At 67.2% G+C, this 16,599-nt stretch carries 13 protein-coding genes and 1 pseudogene; 9 read left to right on the top strand and 5 right to left on the bottom strand.

Going from position 1 to position 16,599, the window contains the following annotated elements; all coding sequences use genetic code 11:
- Nucleotides 1–72: 72 nt before the first annotated feature.
- The gene (locus tag HYG95_RS17535; RefSeq protein WP_225282360.1) at nt 73–1,305 is read right to left on the bottom strand and encodes an XRE family transcriptional regulator; all 1,233 of its coding nucleotides are present in this window, start codon (nt 1,303–1,305) and stop codon (nt 73–75) included.
- Nucleotides 1,306–1,542: 237 nt separating this feature from the next.
- Between HYG95_RS17535 and HYG95_RS17530 the strand changes: the two genes are divergently transcribed.
- On the top strand, nt 1,543–1,848 hold the full coding sequence (locus tag HYG95_RS17530; RefSeq protein ID WP_067492061.1) for a hypothetical protein: 306 nt from the start codon (nt 1,543–1,545) through the stop codon (nt 1,846–1,848).
- A 67-nt stretch (nt 1,849–1,915) separates the two neighbouring features.
- Here HYG95_RS17530 and HYG95_RS17525 read toward each other — a convergent pair whose 3' ends face one another.
- Nucleotides 1,916–2,800 (bottom strand): PAC2 family protein, encoded by an 885-nt coding sequence (locus HYG95_RS17525; RefSeq protein WP_067492062.1) that lies wholly within the window; start codon nt 2,798–2,800, stop codon nt 1,916–1,918.
- 126 nt (nt 2,801–2,926) lie between these two features.
- On the opposite strand from HYG95_RS17525, the gene metH reads away from it, so the two are divergent.
- From metH to hisG, 8 genes are all read left to right on the top strand, one after another.
- Nucleotides 2,927–6,523, top strand: a complete 3,597-nt coding sequence (metH, locus tag HYG95_RS17520; protein WP_181699071.1) for a methionine synthase — start codon at nt 2,927–2,929, stop codon at nt 6,521–6,523.
- A gap of 215 nt (nt 6,524–6,738) precedes the next feature.
- Entirely contained in the window at nt 6,739–8,532 is a 1,794-nt protein-coding gene (locus tag HYG95_RS17515; RefSeq protein WP_181699069.1) for a serine/threonine-protein kinase, read from the top strand.
- Between the two features lie 76 nt (nt 8,533–8,608).
- Nucleotides 8,609–9,301, top strand: a complete 693-nt coding sequence (locus HYG95_RS17510; protein ID WP_370465833.1) for an HAD family hydrolase — start codon at nt 8,609–8,611, stop codon at nt 9,299–9,301.
- A 157-nt stretch (nt 9,302–9,458) separates the two neighbouring features.
- A complete protein-coding gene (locus HYG95_RS17505; protein ID WP_181699067.1) occupies nt 9,459–10,322 on the top strand; it encodes an arpA protein in 864 nt (287 codons plus the stop codon).
- A 9-nt stretch (nt 10,323–10,331) separates the two neighbouring features.
- A complete protein-coding gene (locus HYG95_RS17500) occupies nt 10,332–11,147 on the top strand; it encodes a class I SAM-dependent methyltransferase (RefSeq protein ID WP_181699065.1) in 816 nt (271 codons plus the stop codon).
- 9 nt (nt 11,148–11,156) lie between these two features.
- Nucleotides 11,157–12,971, top strand: a complete 1,815-nt coding sequence (locus tag HYG95_RS17495) for a choline/carnitine O-acyltransferase (RefSeq protein WP_181699063.1) — start codon at nt 11,157–11,159, stop codon at nt 12,969–12,971.
- 63 nt (nt 12,972–13,034) lie between these two features.
- Nucleotides 13,035–13,316: a phosphoribosyl-ATP diphosphatase gene (locus tag HYG95_RS17490; protein WP_308017178.1), complete on the top strand. Its 282-nt coding sequence runs from the start codon at nt 13,035–13,037 to the stop codon at nt 13,314–13,316.
- A 56-nt stretch (nt 13,317–13,372) separates the two neighbouring features.
- The gene (hisG, locus tag HYG95_RS17485) at nt 13,373–14,224 is read left to right on the top strand and encodes an ATP phosphoribosyltransferase (RefSeq protein ID WP_181699061.1); all 852 of its coding nucleotides are present in this window, start codon (nt 13,373–13,375) and stop codon (nt 14,222–14,224) included.
- A gap of 69 nt (nt 14,225–14,293) precedes the next feature.
- On the opposite strand, the gene HYG95_RS17480 is transcribed toward hisG, so the two are convergent.
- The 3 genes and pseudogenes from HYG95_RS17480 to HYG95_RS24545 form a co-directional block, all read right to left on the bottom strand.
- A complete protein-coding gene (locus HYG95_RS17480) occupies nt 14,294–14,923 on the bottom strand; it encodes a hypothetical protein (RefSeq protein ID WP_181699059.1) in 630 nt (209 codons plus the stop codon).
- A gap of 81 nt (nt 14,924–15,004) precedes the next feature.
- Nucleotides 15,005–15,409 (bottom strand): hypothetical protein, encoded by a 405-nt coding sequence (locus HYG95_RS17475; protein ID WP_181699057.1) that lies wholly within the window; start codon nt 15,407–15,409, stop codon nt 15,005–15,007.
- A gap of 16 nt (nt 15,410–15,425) precedes the next feature.
- A pseudogene (locus HYG95_RS24545) lies at nt 15,426–16,599 on the bottom strand (hypothetical protein); the annotation flags it as partial.

Here is a 16,599-nt window from a genome sequence, read left to right as displayed (position 1 = left end):
TAGACAGATTAGTGGTGACCGACCCCTGCTCCGTCCGACCCGTCCCGGATCGGCGTGGCATCGCCGCCGCGCTCACCCGACGTTGAGCGAGCGCAACTGCTCGAGGAACGACTGGGTGCGCGGATCACCGGGGAAGCGTTCGATGATCTCGCGCGCCGCCTCGCCCGCGATCCACGCCAGCGACGGCAGCGACTTGCGGCCCGCCGTGAACGCCGCGATCCCTTCCTCCACCGCCCGCTCCAGATCGCGATCACGCACCGCGACCACGGCGAGCGTCAGCCGGGCTTCGGACACGCGCATGGGATTGCGCACGCTGCCGTCGGGCCGGGTCGAATCCTTGATCACCTGCTGGGCATAGCGTTCGGCCAACCGGTCCTGCCCGGCCACCCGGCAGCAGTCCATGGCGTAGAAGTCGAATTTCGTTGCGTCGACGACGAAGTGGTTGTCCAGATCGGCCGGATGGCCCATCCGCGCCAGGATCGCCCGGCCCTCGTCGAGCGCGGTCTGTACCGCCCGGCGATCGCCGAGGCGCGCCCAGCCCTTGGCGCGTTGCGCGGCCAGCTGCACCCCGACACCCATCGACGTGGTCCCCGCCATCGCCTTCTCGGAGACGTCGATGGCGCCGCGAAAATTGCCCTGGGTCAACGCGAACCACGCCGACATCTCCGCCGCCCAGCCGACGATCTCGGGGTTGCCCGCCTCGCGGCCGAGCGAATCCGCCGCCCGCCGAGTGGCTTCCGCGCCCGCGCGGTGGCCGAGGTCGTAGTCGACGCAACCCACCAGCAACGCCACCCAGCCGGCCAGTACGAGGATTTCCCGATGCTGGCTCAGGGTGAGTCGGCCGTCGAGCAGCGAGGTGATCCGGCGCAACCACGCGGTTCCCTCGGCGTGCAGCTCGTGCGGGTCGGCATAGGCGTACTCGCAGCACAACCGTTCGGCGGTGATCCGCACCGCGTCGAGGGTGGCGCTGTTGACATCGGACATGCGTAGCCTGCCGATGAATTCGAGTGTGTCCATACCGGTTGCGGATAACAGCTCGTCATCGCGGTTGGGACGGGACTTGGGGAAGAACGCGGCGGGGACGGTGTCGAACGCGGCCGCGATGATCGGCGCGTAGAACTCGTCGGGTCGTGATTCACCGGACTCCCAGCGGCGCCAATTGCGCAGCAGAGTACTGTCCGTCGGCAGGTTGTGTGAGGACTTGGCACGCATCGCGCGGACGGCGTCGGCTTGCGACCATCCCCTCGCGTCACGTTCCGAGCGCATCCGGACAGCCCAGACGGGTCGATCATCAGTTGCGGTCACGGCCGTAGTATTCCACCAGTTAACGTTCGGCGTCCCGGATAGGGCACGTAGATGTCATCGGTTTGACATCTGCTACAACGGAGCACGAATGCGCATGCTGTAAGTAGGTGCTCGGCCGGACCGATCACCCGCCCCGCAGGAGAGCTTGCGAGGCAACGCAGTACCCCCGCGCGGCGGCTGGCGCCGCGCGGGGGGATCCGACAACAGAACAGCGATCCCAATCCAACGGAGGTTCGGGTGGAAGCGTTGATCTATGGATACTTGCGTGACGATCTGGCCGAGGGCCAGGGCGATCAATTGGAGGATGCGCTACGCAGCCTCGCGGCTACGGCGGGGATGTGTTTCGCCGCGACGTTCCATGAATCGACCGCGGGTGACGGTGCGGCCTTCGCCGAGCTCACCCAGGAATTGAAGCGGGCCGACGCGCACCACGTGGTGGTCCCGTCGCTCGATCACCTTGCCGGGCAGACGATTCCGCGCGACATGCTGATCGCCAAGCTGGCGCACGAGGCCGCCGCCCAAGTCCTCACCCTGGAGCGCTGAGATGGCGGCCTCCGATACCGAACCACCATCCTGACGGCAGCGGCCCGAGCGGGCCGGTGCGTCGGGTCTACAGCCCGAAGCTTCCCGGCCCGCGCCTGCGCAGGTACTTCTCGAACTCCGCGGCGATCGCGTCACCGTCGATCTTCGACATCGTCTCGTTGAGATCGAGTGCCGCGTCGCCCCGTTCCTCGAGCGAGCGCACGTATTCGCTGATCTCCTCGTCGCCGACGGTCATCTCGTTCACCGCGGCCTCCCACTCCTCGGCTTGAGCCGGCAGCTCGCCGAGCGGCACCTCGATGTCGAGGACTTCCTCCACCCGGTGCAGCAGCGCGATCGTCGCCTTCGGATTCGGCGGTTGCGACACGTAGTGCGGCACCGCGGCCCAGAACGACACGGCGGGCACGCCTGCCTTCACGCACTGGTCCTGCAGGACACCGGTGATGCCGGTCGGACCCTCGTAGCGCGTCTGTTCCAGATTGAATCGCTCGGCGGCCTCCGGGCTGTAGGCCGAACCGGTGACCGGCACCGGCCGGGTATGCGGCGTGTCGGCCAGCAACGCGCCGAGGATCACCACCGTCTCCACGCCCAGCTGTTCGATGAACTCGAGCAGGTCGTTGCAGAAGCTGCGCCAGCGCATATTGGGTTCGATCCCGCGCAGCAGTACCACGTCGCGGTCGCTGCCGGGTGGGGAGCACACCGACAGCATGGTCGAGGGCCACTGGATCTCCCTGGTCACCCCGTCGACCTGACGCACGGTCGGCCGGTTCACCTGGTAGTCGTAATAGTCCTCGGAGTCGAGTTCGGCCAGCGGCTCGGAGTCCCAGAGCAACTCCAGATGTTCGACCGCGCCACTGGCGGCATCTCCGGCGTCGTTCCAGCCCTCGAAGGCCGCGACCAGCACGGGATTGCGCAACGTCGGCAGTTCCGTCTCGGGGGTCTCACTGGCATCCACCAGGTCAGCCTAGTGTCTTGTGCCAATTGTTTTGTGGCGACCGGCAGGGTTGCGTGTTGTGTGGCCCGGGCCACTGGATCACCGACAGTGGTCTCGTGTGTCGGAGGCGCCCACTAGTCTTGAACCATGCCTGCGTCCTTGCCCACCACTTTCGATACCACGCTCCTCGACACGCTGCGACGCCGTGTCGTCATCGGCGACGGTGCGATGGGCACGATGTTGCAGGCCGCGGACCTCACGCTCGACGACTTCCGCGGCCTCGAGGGTTGCAACGAGATCCTCAACGACACCCGCCCCGATGTGCTCGCCGAGATCCACCGCGCGTACTTCGCGGCGGGCGCGGACGCGGTGGAGACCAACACCTTCGGGTGCAACCTGCCCAACCTCGCCGACTACGACATCGCCGACCGGATCCGCGATCTGTCCGAGCGTGGCACCCGCATCGCCCGCGAGGTGGCCGACGAGATGGGCCCCTCGGCCGACGGCACCCCGCGCTACGTCCTCGGGTCGATGGGCCCGGGCACCAAGCTGCCGACGCTGGGCCACGCCCCGTTCGCCGCGCTGCGTGACGCCTACACCGAGGCCGCGCTCGGCATGCTCGACGGCGGCGCCGACGCCATCCTCATCGAAACCTGCCAGGACCTGCTGCAGGTCAAGGCCGCGATCACCGGCAGCCGCAGGGCCATGCTCGCCGCCGGTCGCCGGATCCCGATCATCACCCACGTGACGGTGGAAACCACCGGCACCATGCTCGTCGGCAGCGAGATCGGTGCGGCGCTCACCGCGCTGGAACCGCTCGGTATCGACATGATCGGCCTGAACTGCGCCACCGGGCCCGACGAGATGAGCGAGCACCTGCGCCATCTGTCGCGTCACGCCACCATTCCGGTGTCGGTGATGCCGAACGCGGGTCTGCCGGTGCTCGGTGCCAAGGGGGCGGAGTACCCGCTCACCGCCGAGGAGCTGGCCGTCGCGATGAGCGGTTTCGTCTCCGAGTTCGGGCTGTCGATGGTGGGTGGTTGCTGTGGCACCACGCCCGAGCACATCCGTCAGGTCGCCGAGGCGGTGCGCGAGGTCGAGAAGACGCTGCCGCCGATCGACGATCGCCGTCACCCGGAGCACGAGCCCGCGGTATCGAGCATGTACACCGCCGTGCCGTTCGAGCAGGACGCGTCGATCCTGATGATCGGTGAGCGCACGAATGCCAACGGCTCCAAGGCTTTCCGCGACGCGATGCTGGCCGCCGACTGGCAGCGCTGCCTCGAGATCGCCAAGGACCAGACCCGCGACGGCGCCCACATGCTCGACCTGTGCGTCGACTACGTGGGCCGCGACGGCGCCGCCGACATGAACGAGCTGGCTTCGCGCCTGGCCACCTCGTCCACCCTGCCGATCATGCTCGACTCCACCGAGGTCGCGGTCCTGCAGGCCGGGCTCGAGCACCTGGGCGGCCGGTGCGCGGTGAACTCGGTGAACTACGAGGACGGTGCCGGTCCCGAGTCGCGATTCCAGCAGATCATGGCGCTGGTCGCCGAGCACGGTGCGGCCGTGGTCGCGCTGACCATCGACGAGGAGGGCCAGGCCCGCACCGCCGAGCACAAGGTCGCCATCGCGGAGCGGCTGATCGCCGACATCACCGGCAACTGGGGGCTGGCCGAGTCCGACATCATCATCGACACGCTGACCTTCACCCTCGGCACCGGCCAGGAGGAATCGCGCAAGGACGGTCTCGAGACCATCAACGCGATCCGTGAACTCAAGCGCCGCCACCCGCAGGTGCAGACCACCCTCGGTCTGTCCAACATCTCCTTCGGCCTGAATCCGGCCGCCCGGCAGGTGCTGAACTCGGTGTTCATGCACGAGTGCGTGGAGGCCGGTCTCGACTCGGCCATCGTGCACGCCTCCAAGATCCTGCCGATGAGCCGGATTCCCGACGAGCAACGCGAGACCGCCCTCGACCTGATCTACGACCGCCGCGGCGAGGACTACGACCCGCTGCAGACGCTGATGGCGATGTTCGAAGGCGTGTCGACCGCGTCCTCGAAGGCTTCGCGCGCCGAGGAACTGGCCGCGCTGCCGCTGTTCGAACGCCTGGAACGCCGCATCGTCGACGGTGAACGCAACGGTCTCGGCGATGATCTGGACGAGGCGATGAAATCGGTGCCGCCGTTGCAGATCATCAACGAGACACTGCTGTCGGGCATGAAGACCGTCGGCGAGCTGTTCGGTTCGGGCCAGATGCAGCTACCGTTCGTGCTGCAGTCGGCCGAGGTGATGAAAACCGCTGTGGCGCACCTGGAACCGCACATGGAGGCCACCGACGACTCCGGCAAGGGTCGCATCGTGCTGGCCACGGTGAAGGGCGATGTGCACGACATCGGCAAGAACCTGGTCGACATCATCCTGTCCAACAACGGCTACGAGGTGGTGAACCTGGGCATCAAGCAGCCCATCGCCACCATCCTCGACGCCGCCCAGGACAAGAAGGCCGACGTGATCGGCATGTCCGGCCTGCTGGTGAAGTCCACCGTGGTGATGAAGGAGAACCTGGCCGAGCTCAATGCCAAGGGCGTGGCCGAGCAGTTCCCGGTGCTCCTCGGTGGTGCCGCGCTCACCCGCTCCTACGTCGAGAACGACCTCACCGAGGTCTACGACGGTGAGGTGCATTACGCGCGTGACGCTTTCGAGGGTCTGCGGTTGATGGACGAGATCATGACCGTCAAGCGCGGCGGTGGCCTCGACCCCGACAGCCCCGAGGCGATCGAGGCGAAGAAGAAAGCCGCCGAGCGCAAGGCCCGCCACGAACGGTCCAAGCGGATCGCCGCCGAGCGCAAGGCCGCCGAGGCGCCCATCGTGGTGCCCGAGCGTTCCGACGTGGCGGCCGATCAGCCGGTTCCGACTCCGCCGTTCTGGGGCACGCGTGTGGTGAAAGGCCTTCCGCTGGCGGAGTATTCGGGTCTGCTCGACGAGCGGGCGCTGTTCCTCGGGCAGTGGGGTCTGCGCGGGCAGCGTGCTGGTGACGGGCCGAGCTACGAGGAACTGGTCGAGACCGAGGGCCGTCCGCGGCTGCGGTACTGGCTCGACCGGCTGGCCACCGAGGGCGTGTTGCAGCACGCCGCCGTGGTGTACGGGTACTTCCCGGCGGTGTCGGAGGGCGACGAGGTCATCGTGCTGACCGAGCCGGAACCCGATGCGCCCGAACGGTATCGGTTCACCTTCCCGCGTCAGCAGCGCGACCGGTTCCTGTGCATCGCCGACTTCATCCGCTCGCGGGACAAGGCTCGCGAGGCCGGTCAGGTCGACGTGCTGCCCTTCCAGCTGGTCACCATGGGTCAGCCCATCGCCGACTTCGCCAACGCCCTGTTCGCGGGCGACAGCTACCGCGACTACCTCGAGGTGCACGGTATCGGCGTGCAGCTCACCGAGGCGCTGGCCGAGTACTGGCACCGCCGGGTGCGTGAGGAACTGAGCATCGACGGGCAGTCGGTCGCCGACAGCGATCCGGCCGATGTGCAGGACTACTTCAAGCTCGGCTACCGGGGTGCGCGGTATTCCTTCGGCTACGGTGCCTGCCCGGACCTCGAGGACCGGGCGAAACTGGTCGACCTGCTCGACGCGGGCCGGGTCGGGGTGACGCTGTCGGAAGAGCTGCAGCTGCATCCCGAGCAGTCCACCGACGCCTTCGTCCTGCTGCATCCCGAGGCGAAGTACTTCAACGCCTGACTTCGGTGTTCGGTGATCGGGCCGGTCCACCGCGGACCGGCCCGATTCGCCCTGTGCCCGTTGTGAATCTGATCACGAACGCGATGGGTAGACCATGGTGGTCGACGGTTGGCAACGGAATCGCAGCACTGAGGCACGTAGGATTTTCGAAAGTTTCATCCCGCTGTGGCGCGGAGGGCTGGACGACTCGGCGGTAAGCAGGAGGGGCACACGTTATGACATCGGATCGGTTGATCGCGGGACGCTATCGACTCACCGACCCGATCGGCACGGGTGCGATGGGGGTGGTGTGGCGCGCCACCGATGTCCGGTTGCGGCGCACCGTCGCGGTCAAGCAGGTACTGCTCGCGCCGGGCCTCACCGGAACCCAAGCGCTGGAAGCGAAATTGCGGGCCATGCGCGAGGGTCGCATCGCCGCGCGCCTGCACCACCCCAACGCCATCACCGTCTTCGATGTCGCCGAAGAGGACGGCCAGCCCTGGCTGGTCATGGAATACATGAACGCGCCGAGCCTCGCGGTGAAGATCTCCGGTGGAGCGACGCTGTCACCGATCGAGGTGGCCGGGATCGGTGCGCAGGCCGCGGCGGCGTTGTCCGCCGCGCACGACGCCGGGATCATGCACCGCGATGTGAAACCGGCCAACCTGCTCGTCGGTGACGACGGCACCGTCAAGCTCACCGACTTCGGCATCTCGCATGCCACCGGCGACGTCACCGTCACCGCGACGGGGTTCCTGGCAGGCACGCCCGCCTATCTGGCGCCCGAGATCGCCCGCGGTGACAACCCGAAACCGGCCGCCGACGTGTTCGCCCTCGGCTCCACCCTCTACGCCGCCGTCGAAGGCGCGCCGCCGTTCGGTGAGGGCGACAATCCCCTCGCCGTCCTGCACGCCGTCGCGCGCGGGGTGGTGCCCGAACCGAAGAAGGCGGGCCCGCTCGGACCGGTGCTGATGTGGTTGCTCACCGCCGACGACGCCGAACGCCCGACCATGGCACAGGCCAGGCGCGCACTGGAAGACGTTGCGGCAGGACGTGTTCCGGCCCTGCCCGCCACCGCGACCAAGGTGCTCGCGCTCGGTGCGACGCCCGCCGAATCGCCCGCACCCGAGAGCGGGGGAGTGAAGGCCGCCGGCTTGCTCGGCAGCGGTTTGGCTCTCGCGAAGGCGGCTCGCTCGGCGATCACCGGCGGATCGTCGAGCCCCACCGGGGGCCTGGTCGGACCACCGCCCCCGGCCGAACCGCGTGTCCAGGACGCCGAGGCCTCGGCGAACGACATCGACTCCGCCGCCGCGACCGAATTCATCGGTGGTGTAGGTGATACCGGCGGGCATTCGTCGGGCAGGCCGCCCGCCTTCCCTGTCGCGCCGCCGCGGACCGATTCGTCGAACAACCGCGCCGTGCTGTTGCTTGCCGCCGCCGTCGCCGCATTCACGGTGATGCTGGTAGTGCTGGTGGTCACCCGCGACCGCGGCGGCGACGCCGGACAGCAGGCGCAGGACCCGCCCTCGCCCGTCACGGTGACCACCATGGTCGACGGCAAGGTGAGCACCGTCGTGATCGTGCCCGAGCAGGAGACGATTACCGTCTCGGCGCCGGCACCGTCCGGGGTCACCACCGCACCCACCTCCACCCCGGCCACGAGCAGCGCGACCTCCACCCCGCGCCCCACCACGACCACCGTCACCACGACACCGGTCGGCCCACCGACGCCCGAACGCATCAACCAGTTCATCGCGGGTTACTACGGGATGCTGCCCGGCAACACCAGCGGCGCCTGGTCGCGCCTGGCCCCCGGCTACCAGGCCGAGACCGGCGGCTTCGGCCAGTACTCGTCGTTCTGGTCGACAGTGCGCTCGGTGACTGTCGGATCGATCACCCCCAGCGGCCCCGACCGGGCCGTCGTCTCGCTCACCTATCACCTCACCAACGGGTCGGTGAGCTCGGAGAACCGGTGGATCCAGGTCACCGGCGACGCGGGCAACCTCCAGATCGCCGGATCAGGCGTATAGGTCGAACCCGTTAGGCTTGACCGGGCTCCGCGAGTGCTGGTGGCCGCGAGACGACGAGAACGAGGCGAGTGAAGACGTGAGCGTGCGACCGGCCGCGGTGCTGTGGGATATGGACGGCACGCTGCTCGATTCGGAGAAGCTGTGGGACATCGCGGTGCGTGAGCTGGCCCGCGAACACGGGCATGAGATGAGCGACGAGCTGCGCCACTCCCTCATCGGCGCTTCCGGACCCAATGCCCTGCGCATGCTCTTCGACGGCATCGGCGTCACCGCCACCCCGCAGGTGATCGCGGCGGCGGGGGAGTTCCTCGAACGCCGCGTCGGCGAACTGATGCTCGGCCCCATCCCGTGGCGCCCCGGCGCGCTCGACGCGCTGACCATGGTGCGCGCCGCGGGCCTGCGCTGCGCGCTGGTGACCAATACCAAACGCTCGCTCACCGAATACGGTCTCGACACCCTCGGCAGGCACTTCTTCGACCTGTCGGTCTGCGGTGACGAGGTGGCCCACGGCAAGCCGGCACCCGATGTCTACCTGCGGGCCGCCGAGCTGCTCGGTGTCGATCCCGCCGACTGTGTCGCGCTGGAGGACTCGCCGACCGGTGCGCTGGCCGCGCAGGGGGCCGGCTGCGCGGTGATCGTGATTCCCTGCGAAATCGAGGTTCCCGAGGTCGCCGGGCGGGTATTCAGGGAGTCACTGATCGGATTGTCGGTGACCGACCTGCGTGCCGCCTTCGCCGCACGGGACGAACGGGCCACTGCCACCGCGTGATAGGGCGTAATAGCCTACCGTGATAATTCCGTCATCGGGATGGAATGTGCGAAAACTGTTGTGGCGCAGATGAATTCACCTCCCTGTGATCTGTTCGGGATTGGCCGATTCGACCGAATCCCGGGCGTGTCACGGAATTTTCGCGCAAACTGTTTCCATGACAGGCACGCGGGGGCTTGACGAAATCGTCGACATCGCACGGTATCCACTCACCGATCCAGGTGATCCGGGTAGACAGGCCGCGATCGACGCGGCCCGTGCCGAACTCGCCGAGGACGGCTGTACCGTGCTGCGGGAATTCATCCGCCCGCAGCTGCTCGACACCCTGCGTGCCGAGGGCGAGGCCATCGCCCCGCACGCCCACTACAAGGTGGAGCGGGTCAACGCCTACAACATCCCGCTCGACGCCGACCTGCCCGCCGATCACCCGGCGCGCATCGTGCTCGACCGTGGCAACGCCTTCGTCGCCCGCGACCACATCCCCACCGACACGCTGATCCAGCGCCTCTACACCGACCCGGTGTTCCAGCGCTTCGTCGCCGACTGCTTCGAACTCGACGAACTGCACGAATTCGCCGACCCGCTGGCCGGGCTGTGCCTGAACGTGGTCGAGCCGGGCATGTCGCACCCCTGGCATTTCGACACCAACGAATTCACCGTCAGCATGCTCACCCGCCGCCCCGACTCGGGCGGTGTCTTCGAGTACTGCCCGAACATCCGCGATCCGCACGCCGAGAATCTCGACGACGTGCGGGCCGTGCTCACCGGCGAGGGCGGGCGCTTCATCCGGGCGCTCGAGCTGCGCCCCGGCGACCTGCAACTGTTCAAGGGCCGCTTCTCTCTGCACCGCGTCACCGAGGTGACCGGTGCCGGACAACGACATTCGGCGATCTTCGCCTACACGGACCGGCCAGGGGTGATCGGCACTGTCGAACGCACCAGGCAGCTGTTCGGCCGTGTGCTACCCGATCACGTGGCCGCCGCGGCCGCCGCCGTCCGAGGTGACCGACTGCTCGACTGAGAGGAACCCATGTCCGTTCCGTTGCACACCACCGGTAAAGCATCCTTCGACGACATCTACGAGAGTCCGGATCCGCGTGCGTATTTCGCGCGGATGAACGAGCTGGACTACCGGATCCCGGAACTGGCGAAGCCGCATTTCGCCGAGCAGTTGCGCCAGTTGCGCGCCGCGCGCCCGGACCGCATCCCGACGGTGCTCGACCTGGGCTGCTCCTACGGAGTGAACGCGGCGCTGCTGCGGACCGACACCACCGTCGACGAGCTGGCCACGCACTACCGCGACCACGCCGACACCGATCGCGTGGGCCTCCTCGCGGCGGACCGGGAGCGGTTACGCATCGACCTGATGCCCGACGTACGCTTCATCGGGATGGACGCCGCACGCCCGGCGCTGACCTACGCCCACGCCGCCGGACTCCTGCACGACTACGTGCACGCCGACCTCGAGGCCACCGAGCCCACCGAGGCACAGCGACGTGTGCTCGCCTCCGCCGATCTGGTGATCTCCACCGGATGCGTCGGCTACATCACCGAGAAAACCCTGTCCAGGGTCGCGCAAGCCGATCCACACAAGCGACCGTGGATGGCGCACTTCGTGTTGCGGATGTTCGACTTCGATCCCATCGCCGCCGAACTCGCCGCGCTCGGCTATCGCAGTGAGCAGCGGCCCGGTATGTTCCAGCAGCGTCGCTTCGCCTCGGCGCAGGAACGTCAGCAGGTACTCGATGCGTTGGCGGCCAAGGGAATCGACACCACCGATCACGAAGCCGAAGGCTGGCTCTACGCCAACCTGTTCCTGTCCCGCCCGCATCCCATCGAGACCTGAGGATCTGGATTGAACCAACCCACGTTCGCCGCCGAAGACACCCTGCCCAGGGTTCCGCTGCCGACACTGGAAGACAGTTGCGCGCGGTTCCTGCAGTGGTGTGCTCCGCTGCTCGGCGCCGAGGAATACGCCACCACCGAGGGCGCGGTAGCCGAGCTGCTGCGCCCCGGTGGGGCCGGGCGCACCCTGCACGCCGCGCTGGCCGAATACGACGCCACACCCGGTGTCGGCAGCTGGCTCGACGAGTTCTGGCCCTCGCGTTACCTGGGCCGCCGCGACCGGATCGCGCTCAACGCCAACTTCGTGTTCCTGTTCCGCGACGACACGCCGCTGGCGTCGTCGACGGTGGGGGAGCAGGCCGAGCGGGCCGCCGCGCTCATCGGCGCCGCTGTCGACTACAAGCTGGCACTGGACGCGGAGAAGATCCCGCCGGTCACCCAGCGTGGACAGCAGTTGTCGATGTGGCAGAACAAGTACCTGTTCTCCGAGACCCGGATTCCGGGCGAGGTGCAGGACTCCGTTCGCAAGCCCTACAGCGACGAATGGCCCGGGCCCTCCGACGCCCGCCACATCGCGGTCTTCTACCGCGGCAACATCTTCCGGATGGACGTGGTCGGGGCCGACGGCGCGCCGTACGCGTTCTCCGACATCGTCGACGGGCTGCGTGCGGTGATCAAGGCGGGCACCAAGCCCGCCGCCACCGATACCTCGGTCGGCCATCTCACCACCAAGGCACGCGCCGAATGGGCCCGCAGCCGGGCCGCCCTGCGCACCGTGCCCGCCAATGTTGCGGCGTTCGACGCCATCGAGACCGCACTGTTCTCCGTGTGCCTCGAGGACTTCGCGCCCCGCGACGAACTGCACGCCTGCGATCAGCTCCTGCACGGTGACAGTGGCAACCGCTACTTCGACAAGTCGGTGTCGTTCATCGTCTTCGCCGACGGCCAGGCGGGCATCAATATCGAGCACTGCGGGCTCGACGGCACAACCGTGCTGTCGTTCGTCGACGCGCTGCTCGAACGCGGCGCCGACGACCACGCCGCCACCAGCGGCGCCAAGGCCCAGGGACTGCCCGCCGTGGAGCCGGTCGAGTTCGAACTCGACTCGGCGGCGCGGGCCGATATCGCCGCCGCCGGAGCGGATTTCGCGAAGTTCGCCGCCGACACCGCCACCTCGCTGGTGTCGTTCGACGACTTCGGCACCGCCGACGCCAAGAAGCTGGGGATCTCGCCGGACGCGTTCGCGCAGTTGAGCTATCAGCTCGCGCACCGGCGCAGCAAGGGCATCACCGGGGCGACCTACGAGTCCATCGCCACCCGCCAGTTCCGCAACGGCCGCACCGAGGCCATGCGGGTGGTGACGCCGGAGATGGTGGCCTTCGTCGACGCCATGGTCGACCCCGAGGTCGACCAGGAGACGAAGCTCGCCGCGGCGCGGACCGCCGCCGCCGCGCACGTGAACCGCGCCAAGGAATGCCAGGCGGGCCAGGCACCCGAGCAGCACCTGTGGGAGCTCGAGTGGATCCAGCGCCGCCGCGGTGCCGAGCTCGGCGTGGACGGTGAGCGGATCGCGTTGTTCGACAGCCCCGGCTGGACCGTCATGCGTGACGACTACCTGTCGACCAGCTCGGCGCCCTCGCAGTACATCCGCTACTTCGGTTTCGGATCCACCAGTCCGCGCTGTATCGGCATCGCCTACGTGCTGTTGCCGGACCGCTGGAACATCTACCTGGCCACGCCGAAGTCGGTGGCCGACCAGATGTACGCCTTCGCCGACCACCTGCGTACGGCGGTTGGTGAACTGCGCGAGTTGCTCGCGGCATGATCGGTGTCCCGCGCACCCCGGCCCACCCCGGCCGTGGTGCGCGGGAAAACCGCTGTGCACGGTGTGAAACAATCGGTCACCGTGAAGAACTTCGAGTCCCTGTTCGCCGAGCTGACCGAGCGTGCCAAGACCCGTCCCGAGGGGTCGGGCACCGTGGCCGCGCTGGACGCGGGCGTGCATTTCCAGGGGAAGAAGGTGCTCGAGGAGGCCGGTGAGATCTGGCTGGCCGCCGAGCACGAGAGCGACGAGGCCCTCGCCGAGGAGATCTCCCAGTTGCTGTACTGGGTCCAGGTGATGATGGTGGGTCGCGGGCTGACGCTCGAGGACGTGTACCGACATCTGTGACGGCTGATCCGTCCGATTCGACACTGCTCCCGTCATCCCCGAAAGGACCACCTTCCATGTTGCGCGTCGCAGTTCCCAACAAGGGCTCGCTGTCGGAATCCGCCGTCTCCATCCTCAGCGAGGCCGGCTACCGCAAACGCACCGACTCCCGTGACCTCACCGTCCTCGACCTCGCCAACCAGGTCGAATTCTTCTTCCTCCGGCCCAAGGACATCGCCATCTACGTCGGCTCCGGCGAGCTCGACCTCGGCATCACCGGCCGCGACCTGGCCCTGGACTCCGGTTCCCCCGTCACCGAGCGCCTCTCCCTGGGCTTCGGCCGCTCGACCTTCCGCTACGCCGCCCCCGCCGGCGAGGACTGGAAGGTCGAAGACCTCGCGGGCAAGCGCATCGCCACCTCCTACCCGAACCTGGTGCGCGCCGACCTGGCACGCTTCGGCATCGACGCCGAGGTGATCCGCCTCGACGGCGCGGTCGAGATCTCCATCCAGCTGGGCGTCGCCGACGCCATCGCCGACGTGGTCGGTTCCGGCCGCACCCTGCGCCAGCACAACCTCGTCGCCTTCGGCGAGTCGCTGTGCGACTCGGAGGGCGTGCTCATCGAACGCACGGGCGCCGACCGCGACGACCGCGCCCGCAACCAGCTCATCAACCGCATCCAGGGCGTGGTGTTCGCCCAGCAGTACCTGATGCTCGACTACGACTGCCCCAAGTCGCTGCTCGACCAAGCCGCCGCCATCACCCCCGGCCTGGAATCACCGACCGTCTCGCCCATGCGCGACCCCGACTGGGTCGCCGTCCGCGCGTTGGTCCCCCGTAAGCAGGGCAACGAGCTGATGGACCGCCTCGCCGAACTCGGCGCCAAGGCGATCCTCGCCACCGACATCCGCTCCTGCCGAGCATTCTGAGTCGACCTGTTCGAAGGCCCCCACCGGTTCGTGCCGAAGGGGGCCTTCGTGCGTTCCGCGGTCGCCTGTTCAATGCCGGTCGTCGGCGAACGCAACCAGCGGAACGGGGCGGCCATCGCGACGTGCCTGCCCCATCTCGAGGACAGCCGTCGACACCAGGTACCGGTCACCATCCGTCCCCGCCAGCAACCCGAACCCGTCCTCCACGATCAACCCGTCCGAGGAAACCACCGCCAGCAGGTCACGGAGAAAATCCTCGACCGACTCCCATACCGCTTCACGGTCGCCGTACATGTCCATCTCGCAGTACACGACCTGCCCGACCTGCCCTTTCGCGCCAGGATGCGAATCGACTGCGATCGCGAGATCGGCCGTCGCGTACAGGGCACACCAGCCGCGGTCCCACCACACCTTTCGCACCGCACCGTCCGTCGAGCCGTCCAGTTCCTCGAAAGGTTCTCCCGGATCACTGGACTCGGCCTCGTTCGCCCGCGCGGCCACGTACTGCCCCGCGGAATCCGGGCCTTCCAGGCACATCCCTAGAATGTCCCGACCAGCCAGAACCGACCACAACTCGGCAACCTCGGCCGGAGCAGGCACGCCGGTCCACTCCTGGTACCGGCCGACTTCCCCGGACCCGCGCCGCAATATCGGCTCGAATCCCCTGTCCACCAACGTATCCCGGATGCGCTGGGCCACCACCGCTACTTCACTCATCCACTGTCCCCGAATCGGAACGGCCGGTCACCATGCGTACTGCGCACGGCCTCGTGCGACCACTCATAGGTCACGTGGCCGCAGGACTTCCACGAGTTCCGCAGGCGGAAGCCCGCTGAAGACCTCGTTCGCCCACTTGATCGCTTCGTCGATGTCGTAGGAATACTCGATCCGGAACTGGCCCGACCGTGCAACGGTACATTTCAGTCCCATGCACTCGACCCCTTGTGCATCAAGCAGCGCGGTCGAGGATTTGCGGATCAGCCGTTTGAGGTCGCGATGATCCCACAGGTCCGCCACCTTTCCTTCGCTGCTTTGATAGGCGACCACGATCGTGGTTCCAACACCTCGTGAAGGGAGGACCCTCGTCGAAACACCGTAGGTCCAATCCGGATAAGCAACGGCGGCCGCTTCTCCAGTCGCTTGCACAAGGGTAGTGGTGACTTCTACTTCATCGAAATCGGACAATATTCACTCCTGTCTGCTATTCGTGATACGCTCGATAGTCTTTGAGTTGAATCTTGTGATCTTTTCGTTCGAACGTATTCCCGCCGCGATTGTCGAAATCGATATCGAGATCCCGGAATATGTTGCCCTTGGCATCGATCAATCTCACGGTTCCGTCAACAGTTTCGGGTGTTTCGGCACCGGGTGGATCGGTCTCGAAGTATATGCGTGCTTCTCGACCGGGACGTGACGTCGGCCAATCAGCAATAGCGTTCTCCAGCACACGGAATTGTCGTTGATTGAATACCCGCTCTTGCGCGAACAGATTGACCAGCCCCCTGTCCAGGGTGGTTCGGTAGCTGGACCCATGCCCGCCATCGTAGTTCAGTCCTGTGCCCGTCGGGTCGATGCCCTCACGACCGGTGTTGGTAGCAGCCGTACTTTCAGCGCTGTCCTTGTCGCGGTCGACCCTGTCTCCTCGCGAGAAGTCGTGGCGGATCACACCTTCGGTGGAGACGTGGCGGCCGTTATGAGACTCGGTGCGCACCACGTTGTCGCCGACTTGGGATCGCGAGACCGATCGGACGTCACCGTTCGCATCCCGGGGAAATATGACGTGTTGTTCGTGGCGTAGGGCTCTGAAGGTGCCACCGCCACGCGAGGGGTATTCGACTGAGCGTGGATGGTAATCGCGAACAACTGTGTGGTTCGGTGGGTCTCCGTAGATCGTGTCGGTGTACCGGGTGTCGGAATCGGTTGTTCCGTTGACAATTCGCGTCGGGGGGCCGTCCGGCACGGGGAGCGGATAGTCATCGGGGCGAAGCGTGCCACGCGTATTCGCGTGGTCGGGATTGGTGGGGTCCAGTTCGGGTCCGTCGACGACCCGTCGTGGTGGGGTGATCCGGTCGCGAACCGCATCGCGGCGGTCGCCGAACGGGTCTTGATGGCCTCGTGGGGTGTTGGTAGTCGTCGGACCTGTGTCGCTCGATCCCGGACGCGTAGTGCCCGCGTCGGCGTTCGGATCGGGAACTGTATCCGGTGTGGTACGGGGTTGCCCTGTGTCGGCGGTCGGTCGCGTGGGTGTGGGGTCCGGCGGGTTGACGGTGTTGGGATCGGGCGTGTCGTCGTCGGACGAATCGCTGTCGCACGAGTCCGGGATGAGGCCGAGGGGGTCGCGCCAGGTGAGGGGGTTGTGGGGATAGGTGTGGGGG

It is taken from the genome of Nocardia sp. GTS18, assembly GCF_013839555.1.
In the GTDB taxonomy this organism is placed as follows: Bacteria; Actinomycetota; Actinomycetes; order Mycobacteriales; family Mycobacteriaceae; genus Nocardia; species Nocardia rosealba.
This window is presented reverse-complemented; position numbering and strand designations above follow the sequence as displayed.